15 protein-coding genes are annotated in these 23279 nt (G+C 70.2%); 8 read left to right on the forward strand and 7 right to left on the reverse strand.

The window, feature by feature from the left end; translation table 11 throughout:
• Positions 1-112: 112 nt before the first annotated feature.
• The 6 genes from infB to ACGFX9_RS18350 all read left to right on the forward strand — a co-directional run bounded on the left by infB (position 113) and on the right by ACGFX9_RS18350 (position 10134).
• Positions 113-3325, forward strand: a complete 3213-nt coding sequence (infB, locus tag ACGFX9_RS18325) for a translation initiation factor IF-2 (RefSeq protein WP_393472336.1) — start codon at positions 113-115, stop codon at positions 3323-3325.
• A gap of 139 nt (positions 3326-3464) precedes the next feature.
• Positions 3465-3758 (forward strand): DUF503 domain-containing protein, encoded by a 294-nt coding sequence (locus ACGFX9_RS18330; protein ID WP_363310789.1) that lies wholly within the window; start codon positions 3465-3467, stop codon positions 3756-3758.
• Positions 3759-3789: 31 nt separating this feature from the next.
• Positions 3790-4263: a 30S ribosome-binding factor RbfA gene (gene rbfA / locus ACGFX9_RS18335; protein WP_393472339.1), complete on the forward strand. Its 474-nt coding sequence runs from the start codon at positions 3790-3792 to the stop codon at positions 4261-4263.
• Complete coding sequence (gene truB, locus ACGFX9_RS18340; RefSeq protein ID WP_393472342.1) at positions 4260-5168, forward strand: tRNA pseudouridine(55) synthase TruB; 909 nt, start codon at positions 4260-4262, stop codon at positions 5166-5168. Before rbfA ends, truB begins: the two co-directional genes overlap by 4 nt.
• A gap of 177 nt (positions 5169-5345) precedes the next feature.
• Positions 5346-9065: a trypsin-like peptidase domain-containing protein gene (locus ACGFX9_RS18345; RefSeq protein WP_393472344.1), complete on the forward strand. Its 3720-nt coding sequence runs from the start codon at positions 5346-5348 to the stop codon at positions 9063-9065.
• Positions 9066-9180: 115 nt separating this feature from the next.
• Positions 9181-10134: a bifunctional riboflavin kinase/FAD synthetase gene (locus tag ACGFX9_RS18350; protein ID WP_393472346.1), complete on the forward strand. Its 954-nt coding sequence runs from the start codon at positions 9181-9183 to the stop codon at positions 10132-10134.
• Between the two features lie 25 nt (positions 10135-10159).
• Here the strand turns inward: ACGFX9_RS18350 and ACGFX9_RS18355 are convergent, their stop codons facing one another.
• The 6 genes from ACGFX9_RS18355 to ACGFX9_RS18380 all read right to left on the reverse strand — a co-directional run bounded on the left by ACGFX9_RS18355 (position 10160) and on the right by ACGFX9_RS18380 (position 19853).
• Entirely contained in the window at positions 10160-11158 is a 999-nt protein-coding gene (locus tag ACGFX9_RS18355) for an ABC transporter ATP-binding protein (protein WP_393472348.1), read from the reverse strand.
• Positions 11159-11253: 95 nt separating this feature from the next.
• Positions 11254-12405, reverse strand: coding sequence for an ABC transporter ATP-binding protein (locus ACGFX9_RS18360; RefSeq protein WP_393472351.1), 1152 nt, complete (start codon positions 12403-12405; stop codon positions 11254-11256).
• Positions 12294-13226, reverse strand: a complete 933-nt coding sequence (locus tag ACGFX9_RS18365; RefSeq protein ID WP_393472355.1) for an ABC transporter permease — start codon at positions 13224-13226, stop codon at positions 12294-12296. Before ACGFX9_RS18365 ends, ACGFX9_RS18360 begins: the two co-directional genes overlap by 112 nt.
• Positions 13223-14305 carry an ABC transporter permease gene (locus tag ACGFX9_RS18370; RefSeq protein WP_393472359.1) on the reverse strand — a complete coding sequence of 361 codons (1083 nt, stop codon included), beginning with the start codon at positions 14303-14305 and terminating at the stop codon, positions 13223-13225. Before ACGFX9_RS18370 ends, ACGFX9_RS18365 begins: the two co-directional genes overlap by 4 nt.
• Before the next feature lie 3 nt (positions 14306-14308).
• The gene (locus ACGFX9_RS18375) at positions 14309-16198 is read right to left on the reverse strand and encodes an ABC transporter substrate-binding protein (protein ID WP_393472363.1); all 1890 of its coding nucleotides are present in this window, start codon (positions 16196-16198) and stop codon (positions 14309-14311) included.
• Between the two features lie 400 nt (positions 16199-16598).
• Positions 16599-19853 (reverse strand): SCO5717 family growth-regulating ATPase, encoded by a 3255-nt coding sequence (locus ACGFX9_RS18380; RefSeq protein WP_393472365.1) that lies wholly within the window; start codon positions 19851-19853, stop codon positions 16599-16601.
• Between the two features lie 584 nt (positions 19854-20437).
• Between ACGFX9_RS18380 and ACGFX9_RS18385 the strand changes: the two genes are divergently transcribed.
• Positions 20438-21922: a PQQ-binding-like beta-propeller repeat protein gene (locus ACGFX9_RS18385; RefSeq protein WP_393472368.1), complete on the forward strand. Its 1485-nt coding sequence runs from the start codon at positions 20438-20440 to the stop codon at positions 21920-21922.
• A gap of 77 nt (positions 21923-21999) precedes the next feature.
• On the opposite strand, the gene ACGFX9_RS18390 is transcribed toward ACGFX9_RS18385, so the two are convergent.
• Entirely contained in the window at positions 22000-22320 is a 321-nt protein-coding gene (locus ACGFX9_RS18390) for a DUF397 domain-containing protein (protein WP_393472371.1), read from the reverse strand.
• Positions 22321-22638: 318 nt separating this feature from the next.
• Here ACGFX9_RS18390 and rpsO point away from each other — a divergent pair, with 318 nt between their 5' ends.
• Positions 22639-22926: a 30S ribosomal protein S15 gene (gene rpsO, locus ACGFX9_RS18395; RefSeq protein WP_160507553.1), complete on the forward strand. Its 288-nt coding sequence runs from the start codon at positions 22639-22641 to the stop codon at positions 22924-22926.
• The last annotated feature ends 353 nt before the right edge of the window (positions 22927-23279 follow it).

Raw genomic sequence — 23279 nt, forward strand, 5'->3', positions numbered from 1 at the left:
ATTCCGCGAGTTGGAAGTAGGTCGAGATTGCGATGAGCACTCGATGAGCACGCGATGAGTACGCCCATGAAGTAGCGACGGTCCGGCGTAACCCGGACCTAAAAGGAGCGAAGTGGCTAAGGTCCGGGTATACGAACTCGCCAAGGAGTTCGGCGTAGAGAGCAAGGTCGTCATGGCCAAGCTCCAAGAACTCGGTGAATTCGTACGTTCGGCGTCCTCGACGATCGAGGCGCCCGTAGTACGCAAATTGACTGACGCATTGAACCAGGGTGGTGGCAACGGCAAGCCCGCCGCCGCCAAGCCCGGGGCGCCGCGCAAGCAGGCCGCCCCCAAGCCGCCGGCCCCCTCGGGCTCGGCATCCCCCTCTTCCGCGCAGGCCGCCCGTCCGGGTCCGGCCGCGCCCAAGCCGCCGGCGCCCAAGCCCGCCGCGGCTGAGCAGCCCGCGGCCGAGAAGCCCGCGGCCTCTCCGGCTGCCCCGGGCCCGCGCCCGGGTCCCAAGCCGCCGACGCCCAAGCCGGCACCGGCAGCTCCGGCTGCCCCCGCCGCGCCGGTCACCCCGGCTCCGGCCTCCCCGGCACCGGCCGCCCCGGAGTTCACCGCTCCGCCGGCCGCTCCGGCTGCCTCCTCGGCTCCGGCAGGCCCCCGTCCGGGCGCTCGCCCGGGTGCCCCGAAGCCCGCGAGCCGTCCGGCCCCCGGCCAGGGTGGCCAGGGTCAGGGTCAGGGCGGTCGCAGTGACCGTGGCGACCGTCAGGGTGGCGCTCCGCGTCCGCAGGGCCAGGGTGGCGCTCCGCGCCCCGGTGGCCGTCCGGCAGGACCGCGTCCCGGCAACAACCCCTTCACCTCTGGTGGCTCCACCGGCATGGCGCGCCCGCAGTCGCCCCGTCCGGGCGGCGCACGCCCCGGTCCCGGTGGACCTGGCGGCCAGGGTGGCCCCGGCGGTCCCGGCGGCGCCCCGCGCCCGCAGGGCCAGGGCGGCGGCCAGGGTGCTCCTCGTCCGCAGGGTCAGGGCGGCGCTCGCCCCAGCCCCGGCGGCATGCCTCGCCCGCAGGGCGGCGCTCCGCGTCCCGGTGGCGGTGCCCCCGGCGCAGGCGGTAACCGTCCGAACCCCGGCATGATGCCGCAGCGTCCCGCTGCGGGACCGCGTCCCGGTGGTGGCCCCGGCGGTGGCCGTGGTCCCGGTGGTGGCGGTCGTCCCGGCGGTGCCGGTGGCGGCGGCGGTCGTCCCGGTGGCGGCGGCTTCGCGGGTCGTCCCAGCGGTCCCGGTGGCGGTGGCGGCGGCTTCGCCGGTCGTCCCGGCGGTCCCGGTGGTGGCGGCGGCGGTTTCGCCGGTCGTCCCGGTGGCGGCGGTGGCCGTCCCGGCTTCGCAGGTCGTCCGGGTGGTCCCAACGCCCGTGGTGGCACGCAGGGCGCCTTCGGCCGTCCGGGCGGTCCCGCGCGTCGTGGTCGCAAGTCGAAGCGGCAGAGGCGCCAGGAGTACGAGTCGATGCAGGCTCCGTCGGTCGGCGGCGTCATGCTGCCGCGCGGCAACGGCCAGGCGGTCCGCCTGTCCCGTGGTGCCTCGCTGACCGACTTCGCCGAGAAGATCAACGCCAACCCGGCGTCGCTCGTCGGCGTGATGATGAACCTCGGCGAGATGGTCACTGCCACGCAGTCCGTCCCGGACGAGACGCTGAAGCTGCTCGCGGACGAGATGAACTTCGTCCTTGAGATCGTCAGCCCCGAGGAGGAGGACCGCGAGCTGCTCGAGTCCTTCGACATCGAGTTCGGCGAGGACGAGGGCGGCGAGGAAGCACTCGTCGCGCGTCCGCCGGTCGTGACCGTCATGGGTCACGTCGACCACGGTAAGACCCGACTTCTGGACGCGATCCGCAAGACGAACGTCATTGCGGGCGAGGCCGGCGGTATTACGCAGCACATCGGTGCGTACCAGGTCGGTGCCGAGGTCAACGGCGAGGACCGCCGCATCACCTTCATCGACACCCCCGGTCACGAGGCGTTCACCGCCATGCGTGCCCGTGGTGCGAAGTCCACCGACATCGCGATCCTCGTGGTCGCGGCCAACGACGGTGTGATGCCGCAGACGATCGAGGCGCTGAACCACGCCAAGGCGGCCGACGTGCCGATCGTGGTCGCGGTCAACAAGATTGACGTCGAAGGTGCCGACCCGACCAAGGTGCGCGGCCAGCTCACCGAGTTCGGTCTGGTGGCCGAGGAGTACGGCGGCGACACGATGTTCGTCGACATCTCCGCCAAGCAGGGCGAGAACATCGAAGCCCTCCTCGAGGCCGTGGTCCTGACCGCGGACGCCTCGCTCGACCTGCGGGCCAACCCGGACCAGGACGCGCAGGGTATTGCGATCGAGTCCCACCTGGACAAGGGCCGCGGCGCCGTCGCGACCGTCCTCGTCCAGCGCGGTACCCTCCGCGTCGGCGACACGATGGTGGTCGGCGACGCGTACGGCCGAGTCCGCGCGATGCTCGACGACAAGGGCGAGAACGTGGAAGAGGCGGGTCCCTCGACTCCGGTCCTCGTCCTCGGTCTCACCAACGTGCCGGGTGCCGGCGACAACTTCCTGGTTGTCGACGAGGACCGTACGGCCCGTCAGATCGCCGAGAAGCGTGCCGCCCGTGAGCGCAACGTCCGCTTCGCCCGCAAGGGTGTTCGGTTCTCCCTGGAGAACCTGGACGAGGCCCTCAAGGCCGGTCTTGTGCAGGAACTCAACCTCATCATCAAGGGCGACGCGTCCGGTTCGGTGGAGGCTCTCGAGTCCTCGCTGCTCCAGCTCGACGTCGGCGAAGAGGTCGACATCCGCGTCCTGCACCGCGGCGTGGGTGCCGTCACCGAGTCGGACATCGACCTGGCGACCGGCTCCGACGCGATCGTGATCGGCTTCAACGTCCGTGCGGCCGGTCGTGCCGCCCAGATGGCCGAGCGCGAAGGCGTGGACGTCCGGTACTACTCGGTCATCTACCAGGCGATCGAAGAGATCGAAGCGGCCCTCAAGGGCATGCTCAAGCCGGAGTACGAAGAGGTCGAGCTCGGCACGGCGGAGATCCGCGAGGTCTTCCGCTCGTCCAAGCTGGGCAACATCGCCGGTGTCCTGGTCCGGTCGGGCGAGGTCAAGCGCAACACCAAGGCGCGCCTCATCCGCGACGGCAAGGTCATCGCGGAGAGCCTCAACATCTCCGGTCTGCGCCGCTTCAAGGACGACGTCACGGAGCTCCGCGAAGGGTTCGAGGGCGGTATCAACCTCGGCAACTTCAACGACATCAAGATCGACGACGTCATCGCGACGTACGAGATGCGCGAGAAGCCGCGAGGCTGATCACCGCAGCTCTTGTCGGGGCCGGTCGAAGGGACGTAAATCCCTTCGATCGGCCCCGGCCGTTCCGTGTACGGTTCTTGTGTCCCTGCCAAGCGGTTGGCGGGGCACGAACCCGAACCGGCGGGACATCCGGACTTACATGTATGTGGGGACACTGTCCTTCGATCTGCTCCTCGGCGACGTTCACTCGCTGAAGGAGAAACGCTCCGTCGTCCGTCCGATCGTCGCCGAACTCCAGCGCAAGTACGCGGTGAGTGTGGCGGAGACCGGCAACCAGGACCTCCACCGCAGGGCCGAGATCGGCCTGGCGCTGGTCGCAGGGGAGACGGGGCACCTCACCGACGTACTGGACCGGTGCGAGCGCCTGGTCGCCGCCCGTCCCGAGGTGGAGCTGCTCTCCGTTCGACGCAGGCTCCACAGCGACGAAGACTGATTGCACAGCAAGGCGAAGAAGGAGACGGGCAGTGGCCGACAACGCGCGGGCGAAAAGGCTGGCGGACCTCATTCGAGAGGTGGTTGCCAAGAAGCTGCAGCGCGGGATCAAGGACCCGCGGCTCGGTACGCATGTGACCATCACGGACACCCGGGTCACGGGTGACCTGCGGGAGGCGACCGTCTTCTACACGGTCTACGGGGACGACGAGGACCGCGCGGCTGCCGCCGCCGGTCTGGAGAGCGCCAAGGGCGTCCTGCGTTCCGCGGTCGGCGCGGCGGCGGGCGTGAAGTTCACCCCGAGCCTCGCCTTCGTGGCGGACGCGCTGCCGGACAACGCCAAGGCCATCGAGGACCTCCTCGACAGGGCCCGGCAGTCGGACGAGAAGGTGCGCGAGGTGTCCGCGGGCGCCGAGTTCGCCGGCGGGGCCGACCCGTACCGCAAGCCCGAGGACGAGTCCGACGTAGAAGACGAAGACGAAACGGACGGCGACGCCCGCGCATGAGCAGCACCGGCAACAAGACGCCGGACGGCCTTGTCATCGTCGACAAGCCGTCCGGCTTCACTTCGCATGACGTGGTCGCCAAGATGCGCGGGATCGCCAAGACCCGCCGCGTCGGCCACGCGGGCACCCTCGACCCGATGGCGACGGGCGTCCTCGTCCTCGGCGTCGAGCGGGCGACCAAACTCCTCGGCCATCTCGCGCTGACGGAGAAGGAGTATCTCGGCACGATCCGGCTCGGCCAGAACACGGTCACGGACGACGCCGAGGGCGAGCTCACCTCGTCGGCGGACGCATCGGCGATCAAGCGGGACGCCATCGACGCGGGCATCGCCAAGCTCTCCGGCGACATCATGCAGGTGCCGTCGAAGGTCAGCGCCATCAAGATCGACGGCAAGCGGTCCTACGCGCGTGCCCGCGAGGGCGAGGACTTCGAGATCCCGGCCCGCCCGGTGAAGATCTCCGCCTTCACGGTGTACGACGTCAGGGACGCCGTCGCCGATGACGGCACCCCCGTTCTCGACCTGGTCGTGTCGGTGGTCTGCTCGTCGGGGACATACATCCGCGCCCTCGCCCGTGACCTCGGCGCGGACCTCGGGGTCGGCGGCCATCTGACGGCGCTGCGGCGCACCCGCGTCGGGCCGTACAAGCTGGACACGGCCAGGACCATCGACCAGCTCCAGGAGGAGCTGACGGTGATGCCCGTGGCCGACGCCGCTTGTGCCGCGTTCCCGCGCTGGGACGTGGACGAGAGGCGGGCACGGCTGCTGCTCAACGGCGTGCGGATAGAGATGCCGGGTGAGTACGCGGGCGCCGGACCCGTCGCGGTCTTCGACGCCGAGGGCAAGTTCCTGGTCCTGGCCGAGGAGCTGAAGGGCAAGGCCAAGAGCCTGGCCGTCTTCGCCTGATCTCTCGTTCGCCTGATCCCTCAGATGTATCCCCCGCACCCCGCCGGTTCACCCCATCGGACGGGCGCTCGGAGTGAACCGAGGGGGCGGAAGGGGGCGCGTTCGCGACGCGTTCTGTCCCGCTGATCACCGTCGACCTACCGTCAGAAAGACGGGGCGTGGCGGGGAGGTTCGGGCATGGCGGGACAGGGCGACCCGGCGGCGCTCGACGACGCCCTGGTGCGGATCTGCGATCTGGCCGGGCGCCCGCGGGGGATGGGATTCGCCGCCGACGACCACGGCACGGTGATCACCAGCCATGAAGCGGTCGACGGCCTCGCGCGCCTGGTGCTGCACGCCGCGGGGGAGCGCGTCTGCGTGGTGACCGCCGCCGACGTGGTGGCACTCCCCGAAACCGACCTCGCCCTCGTCCGCACGGAGGGGCTCGGGCTGCGGCCTGCGCCCATCACCGTGCGCGAGACCGTTCCCGTCGGTGCGTACGTCCGTATCGCCGCGCGCGGCTGGCGCCAGGCGCGGGTCCTTGGACTCGCCCCGGTGACGTACACCGCGACCGACCGCTTCCATCTGATCGACGCCGCGATGGAGCTGGCCATCGGCACCGACGGCACGGACGCGCTGCGGCTCGGCGGAGGGGCCGCGGGAGGACCGGTCGTCGACGCCTCCTCCGGTGCCGTGCTCGCCGTCCTCGGGACCGCGCTGCACGGCGAGCACCGGGCGGCCGGGTTCGCCGTGCCGCTGCGGGAGGCCGCTGCCGCCGACCCCGGCGGGCCGCTCGCCGAGCTCCTTGCCCGCAACGCGGCGACCGTCCCGGCGTACGACCTCGATCTCAACCTCGCGGGCGCGCTGCATCTGACGGCGACATCGGTGGGCTCCGACGGGCCGCGCCCCGCCCTCCTCGAACCGGTCGAACGCCCCGATACGACACGGGAGTTGGCGGAGTTCGCGGCGGGGCCCGCGCAGGTGCTCGGCCTGGTCGGCGCCCCCGGCACCGGCCGGACGACGGAACTGGCAGCCCTCGCCGCACGGCGGGCCCGCGGGGCCGAACCGGCGCCCACGCTGTGGCTGCGCGGCGCCGACCTCCAGGGCGCGGACACCGGTGTGGGGGACGCGGTGGAGCGGGCCCTGGAGCGGGCGGGGCGGATCCTGGCCGCTTCGCAGGAGGTGCTCACCGCGGCGGACGGCGGGCTCGGGGACATCTCGGCGGGGCGCGTCGCGCGGCTTGTGCGGGACGAGGGGCGGCCGTTGCTCCTGCTGCTCGACGGACCCGAGGAGATGCCGCCGGTGCTCGCGCACCGCCTCGCGGAGTGGAGCGGGGGTACGGCCCGGTGGCTGCGGGAGACGGGGGCGCGGCTGGTGGTGGCCTGCCGTCCGGAATACTGGGAGCAGGCCGGGGCGCACTTTCCCGCTGAGCTGCAGCCGGGGTGTGTGCGTCTTGGGGAGCTGCCCGAGCGGCAGGCACGGATCGCCCGCGCCCGGTACGGCATCCCGGACGGCGCCCTTGCCGCGGCCGACGCAGGGCATCCGCTCGCGCTGCGGCTGCTCGCCGAGGTGCGGGCGGCCCTGCCGGAGGAACCGCTGCCGGGGCGCCCCGACCGGGAGGAGATCTTCGAGGCCTACTTGGACGTGCTGTGCCTACGGGTGGCGGTACGCCTCGCTGCGGCGAAGGGTCTCCGGGGCGCGGCGGTGCGGCGGCTCGCGGCGAAGGTGTCGGGGCAGGTGCATGAGGCTGCCCGGCGGTGCCTGGGTCCGGGGCAGGGGGAGCTGGACCGGGCGTCGTTCGAGGAGGTGTTCCCGTGGGGGACCGAGTGGGCCTCGGCGGTGCTCACCGAGGGGCTGCTGGTTCCCGCGGGGGAGGGCTACCGATTCGCGCACGAGGAGCTGGCGGACTGGATCCAGGGGATGCATCTGGATGTGGACGGGGCGTTGGGGGCACTGGTCCATCGGCACCGGCGCCGCGATCCGGCGCAGGAGACCGCGCTGCCGGTGCCCCGGCACCGGATCGGCCCCGTGATCCAGGCGTTGCTGCTCCTGGGGCGGCAGCGGGGGGCGGGGGAACTTGAGGCTCGGCTACGGGGGTTGGCGAGGTTCGGGGAGTGTGGCGTACCGCTGGCGGGGCCGGGGCCGGGGCCGGGGCTCGGCGATGAGGGCTGTGCCTACCTGTCCTGTCCTGCGCGGGGTGGATCTGGGGTGTCTGTTGGTGGGGTGCGCGGTAATCGGGTGGGCGGTTGCGAGGTCGGTGGGTCTGGGGCGTCTGCTGGTGGGGCGCGGGGTGATCGGGTGGGTGGGCGGGAAACCTGCCGCGAAGCGGCGAATGCCCAACCGTTGCGCGGCAAGGCGGGCAGCGGGCCCGGGGCGTCTGCCGGTGGGACGCGGGGTGATCGGGTGGGTGGGTGGGAAACCTGCCGCGAAGCGGCGAAGAGCCGGCCCCCGGGAGGAAGCGAAGCCGGGCCGGAGGCCAGGGGCCAGGAGGACGCACTGTGGTGGGCCGGTCGCCTCCTGGAGGAGACCCTCTCCCGGGTGGGCGACGCGGGACCCTACCTCGGGCTACTGAAAGAGCTGGCCCGGCAGGGCGGATACCCCGCCGGGTTCTGGCTCGGCCTGCCCCTCGCCGAAAGCGACCGATTCGACCTGCTGCGGGACGCGGTGATCCACGACGCCCCGCCCGGCCCCGGCCCCGGCCCGGCCCGCTGCCTGGACGCGGTGGCCGAGCTCCTGGCGGCCGACCCCGCCACAGTGCAGTCACACCTGACCCGCTGGTTCACGGACGAGCGCCCCCTCGAAGCCACCCCCCACGCCACAGTCGCCTCCGCGGCCCAGGCCCTCCTCCACACCCACCGGCACCGCGCCATCGACGACCTCACCGAAGCCCTGGTCGACTGCGTCCACCCCCGCGCCGACGAACTGCTTGCCGCGCTCGCCGAGGAGGAGCCCTCCGCCATCTGCCGAGCCGTCGACCGCTGGGTCCACGACGAGCGGCCCGCACGCCATGTCGCCGCCGTCGCCTACGGACTGCGCGCCGCCCCGCACGCCGCCACCGACGCCGACCGCACCCTCCTGCGGTACGCGGCCTTCACCCTCCTTGCGCGCACCGGCGAGGGCGGCGCCCTGCACGGCGCCGCCCTCGCCCTCCTCGTACGCGACCCGCAGACCCGCGCCCGCCATCTGCCGTCCGCCCTCAAGCACTTCACCGCCGGCGACCCGCACCTGCCCGCGAGCGCCCTCGTCGCCGCCCTGGACACCCACCCCGAGCCGGTCATCGCCGCCTTCCGGACCCGGCTGCACGGCCCGGGCCCCGCGCCCGGAGACGTACTGCGCGCCCTGGCCGACGTGACGGCGCCGGGGCTCGCCCGGCGGGTGGCCGATCTCGTACGCGACGTGCTCGAGCTGCGCCCCGACCTCGCGGGGCACGTGGCCGCCTACCTCGACCTGCGCCTGGAGCAGGGGCCCGAGGTCCGAGCCGTCCTCCACCCCCTGGCCGTGGGCCTCCTGCGGGACCGCCCGCCCCCGGTACGCGCCGCGCTCGCCGCGGCCGTCGCAGCGCCCGGCACCGACGCCTCGCGCGCCCTGCGTACCGAGCTGCTGGAAGTGCTGCTCACCCAGGAGCGGGAGCCCGACGTCCTGGACGCCGTGCTCTGCGCGGTGGCGGGCGGCGACACCAACGACGACAAGGAACGGGTGCGCGAGCTGGTGCACCGCACCGGCGCGCTGCTGGTCCGCACCCCGGAGGGAGCGGCCTGCTTCGACCGGCGCCTGGTCGCGCTGGCCCGCTCCGTACCGGGCTTCTCCACCCTGGTCGGCCAGTGGATGTGCGAGGCCCCTCAGGACTGGGCCGCGCTCGTCGGTCCCAGCGCCCGCCGCATGATCGAGAACCTCGCCGGATCACGCGTCCCCGCGTGACCCCCGCCACCCCCTCCGATGCGATCCGGATCGCCCGGGCATGGCAGTCTTAGACCTGCGCAATGGGCAATGGGACGTACACACACGTACACAGGTTCGGCGAGGAGCAAAGACAGTGCAGCGCTGGCGTGGCTTGGAGGACATCCCCCAGGACTGGGGGCGCAGCGTCGTCACCATCGGTTCCTACGACGGCGTACACCGCGGGCACCAGCTGATCATCGGCCGTGCGGTGGAGCACGCCCGCGAGCTCGGCGTTCCCGCCGTCGTCGTCACCTTCGACCCGCACCCCAGCGAGGTCGTGCGCCCCGGCAGCCACCCGCCGCTGCTCGCCCCGCACCACCGGCGCGCCGAACTCATGGCGGAGCTCGGCGTCGACGCGCTCCTCATCCTGCCGTTCACCACGGAGTTCTCGAAGCTGTCGCCCGCCGACTTCGTCGTGAAGGTCCTGGTCGACAAGTTGCACGCGCGCCTGGTCGTCGAGGGCCCCAACTTCCGCTTCGGCCACAAGGCCGCGGGCAACGTCGCCTTGCTGACCGAGCTCGGCGCCACATACGACTACGAAGTCGACGTCATCGACCTGTACGTGAGCGGCGAGGCAGGCGGCGGCGAGCCCTTCTCCTCCACTCTCACCCGGCGCCTGGTCGGGGAGGGCGACGTGCGGGGCGCGGCGGAGATCCTCGGCCGTCCGCACCGCGTCGAGGGCGTCGTCGTACGCGGCGCGCAGCGCGGACGTGAACTCGGCTTCCCCACCGCCAATGTGGAGACGCTGCCGCACACCGCCATCCCCGCCGACGGCGTCTACGCCGGGTGGCTGCACGCCCAGGGCGAGGCGATGCCCGCCGCGATCTCCGTCGGGACGAATCCGCAGTTCGACGGGACGGAGCGGACGGTCGAGGCGTACGCGATCGACCGCGTCGGGCTCGACCTGTACGGCCTGCACGTCGCCGTCGACTTCCTCGCCTTCGTACGGGGGCAGGCGAAGTTCGACTCGATCGACGCGTTGCTTGTCGCCATCGGGGATGACGTGAAGCGGTCCCGGGAGCTTATTGAGGCCGCCGAGTCCGAGTAGCGGCTGGATCAGACGCCGGACGGGCTCAGACGCCGGACGGGCTCAGACGTGCCGCCGCCCAGTGGCACGCCACCTGTGTCTCGCCGCCGCCCGAGAGCACCGGCAGGTCCTTCGTCCGGCAGCTGTTCGCCACGCCCGCCCGCTCCGCCTCGCCCGAGGCCAGGATCTGGCAGCGTGCGTGGAAGCGGCAGCCGGCCGGGATGCGGGAGGGGTCCGGGGGTTCGCCGGTGAGGACCACGGGATCGCCCGGAGCCTCCGGAAGGACCGACAACAGGGCCTGGGTGTAAGGGTGCTGAGGGGACGTCAGGACCTCCTCCACCGTCCCCGTCTCCACGATCCGGCCCAGGTACATCACCGCCACCCGGTCCGCGATGTTCCACGCGAGCCCCAGGTCGTGCGTCACCACCAGTGCGGACAGGCCCAGTTCGTCGCGCAGGCGCAGCAGCAGGGCGAGGATCTCGCCGCGTACGGACGCGTCGAGCGAGGCCACCGGCTCGTCCGCGACGATCAGTTCGGGTTCGAGGACCAGCGCGCCCGCGATGACGACACGCTGACGCTGGCCGCCCGACAGCTCGTGCGGATAGCGCAGGAAGAACCGCTCGGGCGGCCGCAGACCGGCCCGGGAGAGCGCGTCGGCGACCGCCGCCTGCTCGTCACCCCCGTACTTGTGGATGCGCAGACCCTCGGCGACGGCCTCGTACACGGTGTGACGGGGATTCAGGGACCCGCTGGGATCCTGGAGCACGAGCTGGACGCGTTTGCGGTACGCCTTCAGGGCGCGACCCGAGTAGTTGAGCGGCTTGCCGCCGAAGGTCACCTTGCCTGAGGTGGGCGCCACCAGGCCGAGCAGGGAACGGGCCAGGGTCGTCTTGCCGCAGCCGGACTCGCCGACAAGGGCCACGATCTCGCCCGGCTTGATGTCCAGGTCGACGCCGTCCACGGCCCGCGCGGGGGGCGCGCCGCGGCGGCCGGGGAACGTGATGTGCAGGTCGCCCGCCGAGAGCAGGGGATCATCGGTGGTCATGCGTCGCCGCTCCTCGGTGCGTGATCTGTCGGTGCTCACGGGATCGGTGCTCACGGGATCGGCGCTCATGGGGTCCGGGCCCACCCGGTCGGCGCTCACGGAGTCCGCTCCGCCGTCGCCGGTGCCGATGTCGGCTGCGCCGGAAGCTGCGCGCCCGCGTGTACGCACGCCGCGCGGTGCCGGGGGCCCGCGTCCCGCAGGGCCTGGTCCTCCGTCGTGCAGGAGTCGATGGCGACCGCGCAGCGCGGATGGAACGTACAGCCCGTGGGGAGCGCGGACGGGTCCGGTGGGTCGCCGGGCAGACCGCGCGGTGCGAAGCGGGACGCTGTGTCGCCGATGCGAGGGAAGGCCGCCGACAGGGCCTTTCCGTACGGGTGCCGGGCGTTCTCGTAGACGTCGGAGGCCGGGCCCTCCTCGACGATGCGGCCCGCGTACATCACCGCGAGCCGGTCGCAGGTGTCGGAGAGCACCGCGAGGTCATGGCTGATCATGATCAGGCCCAGGTCCTGCTCGGCCACCAACTGCTCGATGAGGCGCAGGATCTGAGCCTGGATCATCACGTCAAGGGCCGTCGTCGGCTCATCGGCGATGATCAGACGCGGATCGCAGGCAAGGGCCATCGCGATCATCACGCGCTGGCGCTGACCGCCGGACAGCTCGTGCGGATACGCCTCGGCGCGGGCGGCGGGCAGCCCCACCTGCTCAAGGAGCTCACCGACCTTCTTCTTCGCGCCCGCCGGTGTCGCCTTCTTGTGCAGCAGGATCGGCTCGGCGATCTGGTCGCCGATGCGATGCACGGCGTTGAGCGAGTGCATCGCGCCCTGGAAGACGATCGAGGCGCCCGCCCAGCGGACCGCGCGGACCTGCCCCCACTTCATGGTGAGGATGTCCTCGCCGTCGAGCAGGACCTCGCCTGTCACCTTCGTCCCGGCGGGCAGCAGCCGCAGCAGCGCAAGGGCGAGCGTGGACTTGCCGCAGCCCGACTCGCCCGCGACGCCGAGCTTCTGGCCCGCGTCGACCGTGAGGTTCACGCCGCGCACGGCGGCGGCCCCGGACGCGTACGTCACTTCGAGATTGCGTACGTCGAGAAGGCGCGCTTCCGTCACTTCGGTCTCCGTCACTTCGATCGCACCACTCAACGGGAGACCCCCAGCCTGGGGTTGAGCACGGACTCCACGGCGCGCCCGCACAGCGTGAACGCGAGCGCGACGACGGCGATGGCAAGGCCGGGCGGGGCGAGATACCACCAGTCGCCCGCGCTGACCGCGCCCGCCTCGCGCGCGTCCTGGAGCAGTCCGCCCCAGGAGACGACCGTCGGGTCACCGAGGCCGAGGAAGGCCAGGGTGGCCTCGGTGAGGATGGCAGCGGAGATGACGAGCGTGGTCTGGGCGAGCACCAACGGCATGACGTTGGGCAGCACATGACGGCCCATCACATGACCGTGCCCGCCGCCGAGCGCCTGTGCGCGCTCGATGTACGGGCGCGACTCCACCGCCAGGGTCTGGGCGCGGACAAGCCGCGCGGTCGTCGGCCAGGTCGTCACGCCGATCGCCAGGATGATCGTCCAGATGGACTTGGACATCACCGAGGCGAGCGCGATGGCGAGCACCAGCGTCGGCATCACGAGGAACCAGTCCGTGACGCGCATGATGACGGTGGAGTACCAGCCTTTGAAGTGCCCGGCCGTGATCCCCACGATCGTGCCGATCGCCACCGAAAGGACGGCGGCAAGCAGCCCGACCGTCAGCGAGATCCGCGCGCCCCAGACGAGAAGCCCGAGCAGATCACGCCCGAACTGGTCGGTACCCAGCGGGAATTCACCGCTCGGCGACTCCATCGGCTTGCCCGGCGCGTCCGTCACGTTCTGCGCGTCCGAGCCCGCGATGAGCGGCGCGAACACGGCGATGAGCGCGATGACGACGAGCGCGGCCAGGCCGAAGAGCCCCGCCCGGTGGGTGCGGTACTCGCGCCAGAAGCGGGCGGCGGAGTGACGTCTGCGGGTCCAGGCCAGCGCCCGCGGGCTCTTCGCGACCGTGACCTCGGCCTTGGTCGGTTCGGTCGTCGTCATCGGCCCACCCTCGGGTCGAGCAGCGGATAGATCACGTCGGCCAGGGTGTTCATCAGGATCACCGCTGCGGCGAAGACGAAGAACAGACCCTGCACGAGCGGCAGGTCGGGCACGCTGAGCGCGGCGTAGAAGAGCCCGCCCAGCCCCGGCCAGGAGAAGACGGTCTCGACGAGGATCGCGCCCGCCACCACCGTGCCGAGGTTCACGAACATCAGGGTGACGGTGGGCAGCATCGCGTTGGGGACGGCATGGCGACGGCGTACGAGATCGTCCCGCAGCCCCTTGGCGCGCGCGGTCGTCAGATAGTCGCTGCCCATCTCGTCCAGGAGCGAGGAGCGCATGACCAGGAGCGTCTGCGCGTAGCCGACCGCCACCAGAGTGATGACGGGCAGCACCATGTGGTGCGCGACATCGAGGACGTACGCGATGCCCGTCTCGCCGCCCGATTCGAGACCGCCGGTCGGGAAGAGCCCCGGGATCGGGCCGATCCCCACCGAGAAGGTGATGATCAGCAGCAGCCCGAGCCAGAAGGACGGCACGGAGTAGAGGGTGAGCGCCAGGCCTGTGTGGACGCGGTCCCCGAGCCCGCCGCTGCGCCAGGCCGTGCGGGTGCCGAGCCAGATGCCGATGAGGGTGTAGAGGACGAACGCGGTGCCCGTGAGCAGGAGCGTCGCGGGCAGCGCGTCGGTGATCTTGTCCATCACGGGGGAGTGGAACTGGTAGGAGGTGCCGAAGTCGCCGGTCAGCGCGTTGCCGCAGTAGTCGAAGAACTGCGTCATGACCGGCTGGTCGAGGCCGAACTCCTTGCGCATCGCGTCCAGCTGTTCGGCCGATACGCGCTTCCCGCCGGTCATCTGCTTCACCGGGTCGCCCGGGATGAGCCGGAACAGGAAAAAGCTGGTGACGAGGACGGCGAACAGCGAGACGGCGGCGCCGCCCAGCTTTCCCGCCACGTACTGGAGATAGGCGCGGGTGCCCGGGGCCCGGGGGCCGCGGGCCGACGGCCCGGCGAACGCCGGGTCGTCGGTCGCCGCGGCGCCCTTGGTGTCGAGCAGTGCGGGATTGCTGTCAGCGGTCATGCGTTACTCGCGGTCCTCTGCGGTCGAACGGCGGCGCAGGGCGAACAGGACTCCACCGCCGACGAGCACCACCGCGGCGGCGGCGATACCGATGATGACACCGGTCGAGCTTCCATCCTTGGAGGAACTCTTCCCATCCGCGGGCACCGCTGACCACCAGGACCAGTAACCGTCCTGGCCGTAGATGTTGCCCGCGGCTGACGGCATGGTGGTGATGGACTTGATCTGGTCGGTGCGGTAGGCCTCGACGGCGTTCGGGTACGCCAGGATGTTCATGTACCCGGAGTCGTAGAGCCAGGACTGCATCTCCTTGACGATCTCGGCGCGCTTGGCCGGGTCGTACTCGGCCAGCTGCTTGTTGTAGAGCTCGTCGTACTTCTTGTCGCAGATGAAGTTGTCCGTCGCGGCGCTCTCCTTGGCCTTCACCGGGAGCGCGTTGCAGGCGTGGATGCCGAGGACGAAGTCAGGGTCCGGGTTGACCGACCAACCGTCGAACGCGAGATCGTACTCACCCGCGTACCAGGGCACGGACACGTCATCGAGGCAGTTGACCTTGAGTCCGATCCCAAGATCCCCCCACCACTCCTTCAGATACTTGCCGACGGCCTTGTCGTTCGGGTCGGTGGCGTGGCAGAGGATGCGGAAGTCGAGCGGCTTCCCGTCCTTGCCCACGCGCTTGCCATCGCCGTTCTTCTTGTAGCCCGCCTCGTCCAGGAGTTGGGCCGCCCTCTTGGGGTCGTACGAGAGTTTCTGCTCGGCGGACGGCTTCCAGGCGTAGTCCGAGAAGCGGGGCGGGATGTAGCCCTCGCCCTCGACGGCCTGACCCTGGAAGACCTTGTCGACGAGTGCCTCGCGGTCGACGGAGAGGAAGAGCGCCTGGCGCACCTTCTTGTCCAGGAGGGCTTTGTTCCCGTCACCGAACTTCTTGCGGTCGCGGGTCTGGGCGCCGGGGTTGGTGGCGAGCGCGAAGAAGCGACGCCCGGGCCCCTCGTTCACCTTGACGTTCTCCGTGCCCTTGAGCTCGGCGGCCTGCGCCGGGGTGAGGGCGGGCTGACCTGCGACGAAGGAGACCTCGCCCTTCTTCAGGGCCGCGACAGCCGCGTCCTGGTCCTTGTACGTCTTGAAGACCACCTCGTCGAACTTGGGCGCGCCGCGCCAGAAGTCCTTGTTGGCCTTCAGCTTCACGTACTGGTCGGTCTTGTAGTCGGTGAGGACGAAGGGGCCGTTGCCGACGATGGGGAAGGTCTTGTCGTTGTTGAACTTGGAGATGTCCCCGACCTTCTCCCAGACGTGCTTGGGAACGATCGGCACGTCCAGGGCGGCCATGGTGGCCTGCGGCTTCTTCAGCTCGACGACCAGCTCGGTGGGGCTGGGAGCGGTCACCTTCTTGAAGTTGGCGATGAAGCCGGAGTTGGCGGTGGCGGTGCCCTGCTTGGACATCAGCTTGTTGAACGTCCAGGCCGCGTCCTCGGCGGTCGCCTTCTTGCCGTCCGACCACTTGGAGTCGGACCGGATGGTGTACGTCCAGGTCAGCTTGTCGGCAGAGGGCTTCCACTTGGTGGCGAAGCCGGGGATCGCGTGGTTGTCCTTGGCGTCGTAGTTCGTCAGGTACTCGTTGGTGAGGCGCAGGATGCTGGTGCTGAGCAGCCGCTGGGCGAGGAAGGGACTGAGCGAGTCGACGCTCTGGGCCACCGCGACGGTGAGGGTCTTCTTGCCGTCCGCCTTGGCCTCGGCCTGCTGGGGCGCGGCGTTGAGGGGAGTGGCGAGGCCTGCCGTCAGGGCCAGGGCGCCGGCTCCGGCCGCCAGGACGAGACGGAGGCGGGCCGGCGCCTTCGGGGGCGCCTTGGTGGTGGGGTGAGACCGTGTTCTGCCGTGCTGATCTTGTGTGTCCATGGGTCGGTGACCTCGCGTCATCGCTCGCGCAGAGATGGCTAGTTGATCAAGTAACGCCGGCTGGTTGATGTGTGTGTCTACCAGCGCCAGTCTGCGTCAGTCAACGGCAGGTGAACCCCATGTGGCCTGCGGAAATAACGAGTTGACCCGGATTTCATCCGCATTGGTCAAGACCTGTGAAGCGTGGCTGGTCGGGGGGTGGCGGTGGGGGGAGGGGCAGGTGGGGGAGGTTGGGAGGCGGGGGCTGCGCTTTCCCCCTTTCTGCCGTTGCTTGGTCGCTGCGGGGTGATCGGGTGGGTGGGCGGGAAAGCTTGTTCGTCAGCGGATACGGCGGCGCGCCGCGGAAACGAACCGGGCCCGCACCAGGGTTCGGTGCGGGCCCAGTCGGGATCGGCAGAGGCTACTGCTGCTGGGGCGGTTCCGGCGCGGAGTACGGAGCCCCAGGCTGGTACGGCTGCCCGGGCTGAACAGGAGGCGCCGCCTGGAACGGCTGCCCTGGGGCCGGGGCCTGGGCCTGCGGCTGCTGCGGGGGCGCGGCATTCTGCCACCCCTGCGGAGGCTGCGGGGCCTGCGGCTGCTGCGGATAAGGCTGCCCGCCCGGCTGAGGCTGAGGCTGCTGGGGGTGAGGCGGCTGCGGCTGCGGCTGGGGAGCGTACGGCTGCTGCCCAGGCTGCGGCGCCTGCCCGGGGTAGGGCTGCTGCCCGGGAACCCCGGGGTACCCGCCCTGCCCCGGCAACGGCGGAGCCACAGTCGGCGGCGGATTCCCATCGGAAGTCCACAGCCCCTGCTGCTGCTGAGCCCGCACAAAGTCCTCGGCCACCATCGCCGACAGATTGAAGTACGCCTCCCGCACCTTCGGCCGCATCATGTCGAGATCGACCTCCGCGCCGGCAGCGAGATGCTCATCGAACGGAATGACGACAACGCCCCGGCACCGCGTCTCGAAGTGCGACACGATGTCGTCGACCTTGATCATCTTCCCGGTCTCACGCACTCCCGAGATGACGGTGATGGACCGCGAGACGAGATCGGCGTACCCATGGGCCGACAGCCAGTCAAGCGTCGTCGAAGCACTGCTGGCCCCATCCACGGACGGCGTCGAGATGATGATCAACTGATCGGCGAGATCGAGAACACCGCGCATGGCGCTGTAGAGCAGCCCCGTACCGGAGTCGGTCAGAATGATCGGGTACTGCTTCCCGAGCACATCAATCGCGCGCCGGTAGTCCTCGTCATTGAACGTGGTCGACACGGCAGGATCGACGTCATTGGCGATGATCTCGAGCCCGGACGCGGCCTGCGAGGTGAAGCGCCGGATGTCCATGTACGAGTTGAGGTACGGGATCGCCTGGACGAGGTCACGGATGGTGGCCCCGGTCTCACGGCGCACGCGGCGCCCGAGCGTACCGGCGTCGGGGTTGGCGTCGATGGCAAGGATCTTGTCCTGCCGCTCGGTGGCGAGGGTCGACCCGAGCGCGGTGGTGGTCGTGGTCTTACCGACACCACCCTTCAAGCTGATGACGGCGATGCGATAGCAGGACAGAACCGGAGTCCGGATGAGCTCCAACTTCCGCTGCCGCTCGGCCTCTTCCTTCTTGCCGCCGAGCTTGAACCGGGACCCGCCGGCAGCGGGCCGGCTGCTCTTGGCCTTGGGCTTGGTGTTGCGCAGCAGCCGGTCGGATGAGAGCTCGACGGCGGCGGTGTAACCAAGGGGCGCACCGGGGTTGGTCCGCTCCCGCTGATCATGCTGCACGGCCTGCGGCCAGGCGGCACCGGTGCGGGGATCGACGGGGGGCTGCCCCGGCTGCGGCTGGGCCTGGGGGTACGGCTGCTGAGGCGGCTGAGGCTGAGCCGGGGGCTGCTGCTGGTGCGGGAGAGGCGGGTTCGGGTGCTGGGGGGCCTGCGGCTGGCCTGCGGCGGGCGGCAGCGGCTGGGGTGCCTGGGGCTGCGGGGCCTGCGGCTGCTGGGACTGGGGCGCGGGCTGCTGGGGGAAGCCGTAGCCACCGGCGTGGGCAGGCGGGTTGCCCTGCTGGGAAGACTGCGGAGGCTGCGGAGGCTGCTGGTTCGGCTGCCCCTGCTGCGGGAAGCCGTAACCGGCCGGCGGCGTCGCGGGGACGGAACCGGACTGCGGGAAGCCATAACCACCGGCGTGGGCAGGCGGATTGGGGGCGACGGGCGCGGCCGGGGCGGGCGCACTGGGCTGGCTCTGCTGAGGCAACTGCTGCGGCTGACCCTGCTGACCCGGCTGCGGGAACCCGTAGCCGGTCGGCGGTGCCTGAGCCTCGGGGGCCGGGGCGACAGGGCCGGTGGGGGAGGGCCAGGCGCCGGGCCCAGGCTGAGGAGCCTGCGGCTGAACCGGCGCGGGCTGCGGGGCTTGCTCCGGCTGCGCGGCCGGAGGGACAGGTCCCTGCGTCGGCGCGGGCTGCGGGGCTTGCGCCTGCACGGGCTCAGGCTGCGCAGCCGGCGGAACCGCCCCCTGCGTCGGCACGGGCCACTGCGGCGCGGAGGTCGGGGCAGCCGGCTGGAAGGCGGGCGGCAACGGCGGAAGCCCGGCCTGCGGCGCGGGCGGCGGAGTCCAGGAGGGCGGAACGGAGTCCTGCACCTCATCGACAGGAGCGGAGTCCTGGGGGGCCACATCCTCGGCCGCGGCAACCTCAGGCACGTCATCTACGGGAGCGGCATCTTCAGGAACGTACGCCGTGTCCTGCGCGTCGTCATCGACCAGGCTCGGCTCGACACCCCCGGAGACATCAGCAGACGAACCGGAATCCGAATCCGCACCGGAGTCACCGGCATCGACGTCAACATCGGCATCGGCATTCGAACCCGCACTACCCGCACCACCAGCCGCGGCAGCAGCGGCCCGCTCCTCAAGCTCCCGCAGCTCGCGCTTCAAGGCGTGAGAGGAGAAACGCATGGTGGCGCCACTCTCCAGATCACCACTGCCGAAGCTCTCGGAAGCCCCATCGGACCCACCGGAGTCAGCAACGCCGACGGCGTCAGCTTCTCCCTCTACGTCATCGACGTCATCTACTTCATCGGCTGCTTCGGCGAGGGCGGCATCGACCTCGCTCTTGGGCACCACGCCGGTCACATGAACCGAGGCAGCAGGCCCGGCAAGAGCCCCACTCCAGTCGGAGGCCGAAGCGGAGACGGGAGCCGCACCGGACGCCTCGGGCTCAACGGAGTCCTCGCTGTCACCATCTCGAACGGCAGGCTGGAACCCGCCCCCCACGGGAAGCTTCGGCAGCGCACTGGGAGCAACGGGCGGAACCGGCCCAGTGGGCGGGCTCAAGGGCGGAGAGACGGGAGGCGGAGGCGGCGTCGGAGCCGAAGCGAACGGCGAGGCCGGCACGGAGGACGGACCGGCATCAGACACGGGAGCCGACGCAGCCGAAGAATCAGAGTCAGGTGATTCAGGCGAGGCAGGCGACGGAGTGGGCGCGGACGACGGGGTGGATCCAGGCGCCGGAGTAGCCGCGGGCGGCGCCGAAGGCGTCTCACCCGCGCTGCCCGACGCGTTCTGTGTGTACCAGGCGGGCGGCGCGTAGTCGATGGTGAACTCGCCCGTCGTCTCAGCAGCGGACTCCGCGTCGGACTGATCATCGACGGGTGAATCCCAGCCCCCGCGGATCTCGTCCCGATCGCTGTTCACAATGCCTCCTGGTGTGGTCGAGCACCCTCGTGCCGTGGTGGGGGGCGACCGTTCCTGTCGTCCGATCCGCCGTGGCTTTCCCCGTTGGGGACGCGAACCACCCGCTCGCGGGTTCTGGAGTCGCGCCCTGTCCCAGCCTAATCACCAAAACCACGAGCACGGCAGGGCAGTCCACCCCACCAATGCTGTCCATTGCGTCACGCTTCACCCAGAAGCGATCGCCGCACCGAATCCAGTGACGGACAAATCCTCCAACAAGCGACAAACGGCTGCCAATTCAAAAAGCTGCCCGACGCCGCCCCTCGCTGACTCCATGCCCGCCGCCTGCCCAACAATCCGGTCTCGGTATCCGCGACCGGAACCACCGCGCCCCGCGCTGCGCATGAGCTTTGGCGCAGGTACGGAGGAACTCCCGCTCCGCAGCATGGCGTTGGTCGCCTTTACGCCCTCTCGGTGGATCAACGGACTGCGCGCACACGTACGATCATTCGCTCCGCCCCGGTGTAGGTGCCCCACGCCCATGCCCCCACAGCCCATCCCCCACAGCCCATCCCCCCACAGACGCAGACAAGGACCTCAACGACGTGAGCTTCGGCCCGGCTCCCTCTTCCTTCACCCAGTCCACGCTGGCAGCGGACGGAGCCCGCAGGAATCGTCGGAGGCGGCTGGTCGGCGTCATGGCCGCCGTCCTCGTCGCGGTGCTGTGCGCCGGTGGCGGGTTCCTCTGGTTCGGGTCCGGCGGCCCGGCACCCGACGATGACAAGCCCGACGCCATCCCTCAGGGCAGGCTCGATGTCAGGGAGACGGTCGAGAAGCGGCCGGAGACCAACAGGGGCCAGATGGGCTTCCGGTTCTCCGTCGACGACATGAGTCCCGGCGAGGATTACCAGATGCCGGGCACGTGGGCGACGGACAAGATCCTCGCCAAGGGCATCAACAGAACGCTCGTGGGCTTCAAGATCGGCAAGGATGCCTCCACGGGTGATGAGACCTGGCGTACACCACTCGCCGGCCCCATCTGTGGAGTCACTCGGCATGTGACCGTGGAAGCCCGCACGGCAGTGCTCCACAGGTCCAAGAACGATCCCGAGGCGCCGTGCGATCACGTGGCTTTCATCGACATCGACACGGGTGAAAAGGTCTGGGACAAGATGTTCCCGACGTCCAAGACCGTGTTCGGGCAGGACCCGACGAGTGTGTCGATGACGCGTGGCACCGTCGCCGTGACGTGGGGCAACGGCTCGTCGGCGTACGACATGGACACGGGGGACCGCCTGTGGAAGAAGGCCCGCGTCTCAGGCTGCGAGCACCGAGGCCTGGCGGGTGGGCGTGGTCTGCTCATGCTGTTGGCCTGTGTCCACCCCAAGGACGCCACGTACCAGGTGCAGAAGCTGAATCCTCGTACCGGCTACGCGAAGTGGACGTACCAGGTCGCCGAGGGAGTCAAGGGCGTCAGCCTGCTGTCCTCCGAGCCCGCGGTCATTGCTCCCGCAGCAGGTGACATCGACGTGACGCATCTGATCTCGATCGACGACCGCGGAAAGCGACGCGCGACGATAGGGCTCGAAGGAGGTCACTATGTCGTCGATTGCGAGACCGCGTCGGGCTTCGACGAGGTCGACAACTGTCCCTCGACGGTGGTCAGCGGCGACCAGGTCTTCGTCATGAGCCGCGAGGACCCGCACGGCGACATGGTCAACAACTCGAATCGCATCGTGTCGTTCGACCTCGCGACAGGCAAGACCGTCAAGAAGTTCGAATCGGGGCATGGCCAGCTGCTCTACCCGATGCGCATGAGTGGTGACCAGCTCCTTGCTTACCGGGAGAGCAGCGACCACATCACGCCCATGGGAGTGGTGAGCCTGAACCCACGGACCGGCAAGGAGACCCCGTACTTCTACTTCGACCTGCCCGTTGAAGGCTGGACGCTCGCCGATCTTGAACTGAGTGACGTAGTGATCCAGGACGGGCGGATCTTCTTCGGCAGCAGGCACGCGACCGGGCCCAGTGCCGAGAAGAAGAAGGAATGGTCGTGGCTGGTCATCGGCATCGAAGGCGCGAAGCGGTAGATCCACTCGGTCTCCGGTGCGGGCGCGGGCCCCAGGAGGTCCCGGCTCGCCCGCGTCCCGGTCGGCCCGCGTCCCGGTCAGCCCGCGTCCTGGCCGCCATCGTGTGGGGCCGCCGGCTCCAGATCGAACTCCCCGTCCCGAGCCCCGAGCACAAAGGCCCGCCACTCCGCCTCGGTGTACCGCAGCACGGTCTCCGGTTCGAGGGACGATCGCATGGCCACCGCGCCATCCGGCAGGTACGCGATCTCCACGCGCTCCTCATCCGCCTCCGTGCCCGGTGCGCTGTGCCACTCGACGCCGGAGATGTCGAGAGCGTAGAGCTCGTTCTTCTCCCGCTCCTTGCGCGCCTTGACGTCCTCGTCCTGCGCCTGAGCGCCCTTGCTCTCCGCCTCGGCCATGATGAGCTGGCCCCTCCTCGACATACGAGTGAACTGTGGGGTCAGACTACTGGCGGGCCCCGAGCGGCGACCGAGTATCGGATCATGCGCACACCGCGAGGGTGAATGAGGTAATGGGCCCTCGGTGATCCATGCCCGAACCGACTGGTACCCTGTGTAACGGCCGTATGTATACGCGCCCCCGGCTCCCCTCGATCAATCCCTGACCGAGGACCTGGAGGCCGCGCCCAGCGGACCTCGCCTCCCGAGTTATGGAAGCTCCCCTGAGACTTAGACCAGGGGCACTCGGTGGCCACGTACAGACTACGAGGAGTAAGCGTGTCGCTCGACGCCGCTACGAAGAAGCAGATCATGACCGAGTTCGGCCAGAAGGAGGGCGACACCGGCTCCCCCGAGGTCCAGGTCGCCATGCTCTCGCGCCGTATCTCGGACCTGACCGAGCACCTCAAGACCCACAAGCACGACCACCACTCCCGTCGTGGTCTGCTGATCCTGGTCGGTCAGCGCCGCCGTCTGCTGCAGTACCTGGCCAAGAAGGACATCAAGCGCTTCCGTGCGCTGGTGGACCGTCTGGGCATCCGTCGCGGTGCGGCGGGCGCCAAGTAAGACATCGTGAAGGGAGCGGTTCCCCACGCAAGAGGGGACCGCTCCCTTTGCTGTATGCGCGATCCGTTGCTGTATGCCGATCTGTGTGACTGTGACTGTGACTGTGACATCGAGATCGGCATCGACAACATCGACAACACCGCAGTACAGAAGCGTGCCGCACCAAGCGTCTCGCAGCGTGCCCCACGCGCTGCACCCACGCTCTACGTGCGGAGTGCCGCCGGCGCTTTGTAGGCTGGTCGCACAACGACATAGACAACGTCATACGCGGACCCATACCGGACTGGGCAGAATCGGACTGCACGGTTCGGAGACGTAACGGCGTCGCACATGGCGACGAGACGACGTCACAC

The sequence above is a fragment of the Streptomyces sp. NPDC048436 genome, from assembly GCF_043200355.1.
In the GTDB taxonomy this organism is placed as follows: domain Bacteria; phylum Actinomycetota; class Actinomycetes; order Streptomycetales; family Streptomycetaceae; genus Streptomyces.

What these genes read in the sequence shown, in the direction of transcription:
- ACGFX9_RS18390 (WP_393472371.1), bottom strand. Translation starts at nt 22,320, where the DNA reads ATGGCCGAGGCGGAGAGCAAGGGCGCTCAGGCGCAGGACGAGGACGTC.
- ACGFX9_RS18365 (WP_393472355.1), bottom strand. Translation starts at nt 13,226, where the DNA reads ATGACGACGACCGAACCGACCAAGGCCGAGGTCACGGTCGCGAAGAGC.
- ACGFX9_RS18355 (WP_393472348.1), bottom strand. Translation starts at nt 11,158, where the DNA reads ATGACCACCGATGATCCCCTGCTCTCGGCGGGCGACCTGCACATCACG.
- ACGFX9_RS18370 (WP_393472359.1), bottom strand. Translation starts at nt 14,305, where the DNA reads ATGACCGCTGACAGCAATCCCGCACTGCTCGACACCAAGGGCGCCGCG.
- ACGFX9_RS18345 (WP_393472344.1), top strand. Translation starts at nt 5,346, where the DNA reads ATGGCGGGACAGGGCGACCCGGCGGCGCTCGACGACGCCCTGGTGCGG.
- truB (WP_393472342.1), top strand. Translation starts at nt 4,260, where the DNA reads ATGAGCAGCACCGGCAACAAGACGCCGGACGGCCTTGTCATCGTCGAC.
- ACGFX9_RS18330 (WP_363310789.1), top strand. Translation starts at nt 3,465, where the DNA reads ATGTATGTGGGGACACTGTCCTTCGATCTGCTCCTCGGCGACGTTCAC.
- ACGFX9_RS18375 (WP_393472363.1), bottom strand. Translation starts at nt 16,198, where the DNA reads ATGGACACACAAGATCAGCACGGCAGAACACGGTCTCACCCCACCACC.